General features: G+C 54.2%; 3 protein-coding genes. 2 read left to right on the top strand and 1 reads right to left on the bottom strand.

Features of this window, described 5'->3' with window-relative positions; genetic code table 11:
* Both D3A59_RS24665 and D3A59_RS24660 read left to right on the top strand, forming a co-directional pair.
* Nucleotides 1–1,322, top strand: a 1,322-nt coding sequence (locus D3A59_RS24665; RefSeq protein ID WP_205665271.1) for a site-specific integrase, incomplete at its 5' end; no start/stop codon positions are given.
* A 75-nt stretch (nt 1,323–1,397) separates the two neighbouring features.
* Nucleotides 1,398–2,063, top strand: coding sequence for a DNA-binding protein (locus D3A59_RS24660; RefSeq protein ID WP_119157942.1), 666 nt, complete (start codon nt 1,398–1,400; stop codon nt 2,061–2,063).
* 392 nt (nt 2,064–2,455) lie between these two features.
* Here the strand turns inward: D3A59_RS24660 and D3A59_RS26950 are convergent, their stop codons facing one another.
* The gene (locus D3A59_RS26950) at nt 2,456–2,914 is read right to left on the bottom strand and encodes an HAD domain-containing protein (protein ID WP_157991704.1); all 459 of its coding nucleotides are present in this window, start codon (nt 2,912–2,914) and stop codon (nt 2,456–2,458) included.
* Between the last annotated feature and the right edge of the window lie 666 nt (nt 2,915–3,580).

Here is a 3,580-nt window from a genome sequence, read left to right as displayed (position 1 = left end):
CTGCGTCCGCTGTCAACGTGCCGCCGGCGGTTCGGTCAGTGGAGTGGCTCTCCGAGGCCATCGAGCACTGGCGAACCAAGAGCGGCGTTCGTTTTTCGGATCAAACCTGGACCAGTGCCTACCAGCCAAGCTTTCGGATCTTCCGCGAGTTGATTGGCAAGGATCGACGGGACTTGGTGCGCGAGGATGGCTCCCTCGAACCTTCCCAACTGGATATTCGGCTGTCGGAATTGAGTCGTGCTCACATGGAGCTGCTTCATGATCTGCTACGCAAGCTGCCGCAGCGGCAAGGCAAGCGACAGGACGGTCTCGAAGCGCTGACACTCCTTCGCCTTGCAAAAGAACGGCGTTGGCCAGTGCAGAGCCCCGGCAACGTAGCCAAGAAGCTGAGCCACATCCATCCATTTGTGAGGTATGCGAGCGCGAAGGGGTGGATCGAGCACAGCGTTGCCCTTGAGTTAGATCTGCAACTCAAAGCCGCCGAACGCCGCGCTAGCCAGGCAGAGAGCAAGACCCCCAAGCTTGGCGCCATCGCCTTGTCAACCGAGGAGTTGCGCCACACTTACGAATCCGAGGCCTACCGGGAAGGCGCCCTGCAGATCGACTGGAAATACTGGATCGATCCTCTACGTCTATACACGGGCGCCAGAGTCAGCGAAATCAGCCAGCTTTACACCAACGACATCGTTGAGGTGGATGGTGTCCCGTGCTTTTCCTTCGTCAATGACATCCTCACTGACGACGACGAGGAATCGGACACAGGCGGCTTTATGAGCAAGGCACAGACACTGGAGGAGTACCGGCGCCTCAAGAACCGCGCATCCCGGCGGATCATCCCCATCCATCCAAAGCTCATCGAACTGGGATTTCTGGAATGGGTGAGAAACCGTCGCCAGATCGTGGGGCGGGAGCCTGGACTCCTGTTCTTTGGGCTGACCTGGGAGCCCAAGTCCGGCTACGGGCGCAAGCCTTCTCAGCACACCTTGGAGTTACTCAAAGCAGCTGGCGTCTGGCAAAAACGCCGCAAGGTTGGGCACAGCCTTCGGGCCAATTGCGCGCAAGAGCTCCAGCGGGTAGGCATGCCGATGGATCTCATCCAGCGCTACCTTGGTCATTCGACCGGAACCGAGTTGGAGACCTCCTACATGGAGGGTGAGCAAGGCCCAGCCTATCCGGCCCGGCATGCGCTCAATTATCTGCAACAGATGGACTTTGGCGTGCAGTTCCCGCCCTATGCGCAATTCCGCCAGCTGCAGGTCGAGCACGCACGGACCCAACAACTCGCCCGCAAAAACAGTGCTGCGCGAAAGCACGCTGCCTGAACGACAAGCAAGGGAATTTTTTATCCAGCGGTGCAGCTAAACCGTCTCGCCCGGATCACCAAGAAAGTAAATGCTATGAGTCGAGCAATCGCCACCCTCGAAGCCGTTGAGGCTGCCTGCAACAAGATCTATGCGCAGATGGGCCGAGTACCTACCTATGAAGAGCTTTTGCAAGAGCTCAAGGGAGGTAGCAACAAGACGATCGCCAAGTACCTTCGAGGGTGGATTGAAAAGCAGCAGCAGGCAATGCGCGCCCCGCTGCCTTTAGCGCTGGAAGTTCGCGGTTCGGCTTTTGTGCAAGAAGTGTGGGTGGAAGCTTTGGCTGCGGCACACACGGGCTTTGACAAGGAGCGGTTGCAGTTCCAAGAGCAAGTCCGCGAAGCCCATAAGCACATGAACGAATTGGTGGCAGACAACGAAGATCTTCAGCGTGAGCGTGATACACACCAAAGACGGATCGAGCAGTTGATGCTGGAACTCGCACGCCGGGAGGCAAGCCTGCAGAAAATGGCGGAGCTTGACGCGCAGCGGGTACAGGCGGAGCAACTGGCGGAGCAGCGGAGGGAAGAGCGTGACGCAGCAAACATCCAAGCGAGTCGTGCACAAGGCCAGATCGACGAGTTGCAAAAGCAGATCGCGGCGTTATTGGCGGACCGTTCACGTCGCACTACGCGTAAGCGCCCCGCAGCAAGAGAAAACGGTCCGGATTACAGCCCCGGCAATGGAGTCCAGGCATTGTAACAAGGAAGGGGGTTATCGGTTTGGTATTCTCCATATAAAACCGAGCGACTAGTTGCGCACCCCACTGACACTCACAGCCTTCGGCACGAACAGGATTTTTACGACACTTCCGACAGTTCCGACATTTCCGACAGTTCCGACAGTTCTTGACTTCTTAGGCGAAGACTTAATTTTTCATTATATTGCGATTTATCAAGCCCCCCACATACACCATCCCTTTCGCCGGCTTTGGAAAAAAGCTAATCCGAACGTCAATCGTATTTTTATGCCTATAATTTTTTGAAGGCGAAGAAGCAGAGATATCCCACATTAACTCTGGACTGCCAGTCTTTCTCATCTTAGCTTGCAGTCCAAACATCCATTTTTTTAGCAAGCATATTTTTCAGGATAGGTCAGGAGGACTCCTGGAGCCAAGCTGCCAATTGCCTGGAAACATCAGGATCGCTGATTCCATGAGCCCAATGACACTCAATCAACTCAAGTGGCCGCGGGTCAAAAGCCAACGGGCAATCATCAAGAATACGCCAAGACTTTATCTCTGGATGCTCGCAAAGCCAATGCTCTATCGAAGTCATTTTTTGGCCGCCTATAGTGCAGCCCACATATTTAGCACCAAGTGAAGTCAGATATGCTGCAATCTCCTGCGCAGGCCTGCTTTCACGCCAAGTGGAATGGACCACCACTTGTACGTCGTTGTGTGACTCAAGCAACCCCACTAAGATGGGTAGCCAGCAGAAGAAATTAACTGGCGCATATCGGCCTACAGGTTTTCCGCGCACGACCCTGTTCGTCGATAACTGCATAGGCAAAGGATGGAGCACACCATCAAAATCTAGAAATATAGCTCGCATCCCTGAAACCTTTTCGTGCTTCCCCTGCTCAAATAATTTTAGCGCTCAACTTCTGTGAGCGCAATCCACAACTGATGCCCAGAAGCAATTCCATCAATATTCGATTCCCCTTTAATAAAAATCTGCCCGCCTTTTTCCATATTAAGACAATAGGCGAAAGGCTCTTCTTGATGCTTTACTTTCAGGCCAAATATCTGCAAAACACGAAGGATTTCGCATTTTTTTGGACCTACTCTCCCAAAATAAAGCTCCTTGAGGGGCGGACCTGAAAGAAGACTGGAAATCTGATTACCCCAACAGGGTGAATTCCTGCATAGCTATGCCCAGATTGTTCAATTTCTGAGTCAGTAGAGCATGAGATAAAAAAGCATGGATTTGTTAGGGGCGTGAAGCACTTGGCTCGCGTGGAGCTTCACCTAGGCAAAGGCATCCAGTGGGAACAAGGGCGCCCCCAAGGACATGAGTGAGCGGCCAGCCGGGCGCCGGCGAGAAGTCCGGGGAGCGCTTTCAATCCAGACGTCTGCGGACGGTCCCCGCAAAAAAGTCTTTACCCGGGTAAAGACTCATCGCTCATTTGAGAGGTCGGCGTGAGGCGCCTGGCTCGCGTGGAGCTTCACCTGGGCAAAGGCATCCAGTGGAAACAAGGGCGTCCCCAAGGACATGAGT

It is taken from the genome of Caldimonas tepidiphila, from assembly GCF_003569765.1.
Taxonomy (GTDB): Bacteria; Pseudomonadota; Gammaproteobacteria; order Burkholderiales; family Burkholderiaceae_C; genus Caldimonas; species Caldimonas tepidiphila.
The sequence above is the reverse complement of the archived record's forward strand: the minus strand, read 5'-3'. Positions and strand labels throughout refer to the sequence as shown.

Bases quoted from the DNA above. Each gene is read 5' to 3' on its own strand.
- D3A59_RS26950 (WP_157991704.1), bottom strand. From the start codon at position 2,914: ATGCGAGCTATATTTCTAGATTTTGATGGTGTGCTCCATCCTTTGCCT.
- D3A59_RS24660 (WP_119157942.1), top strand. From the start codon at position 1,398: ATGAGTCGAGCAATCGCCACCCTCGAAGCCGTTGAGGCTGCCTGCAAC.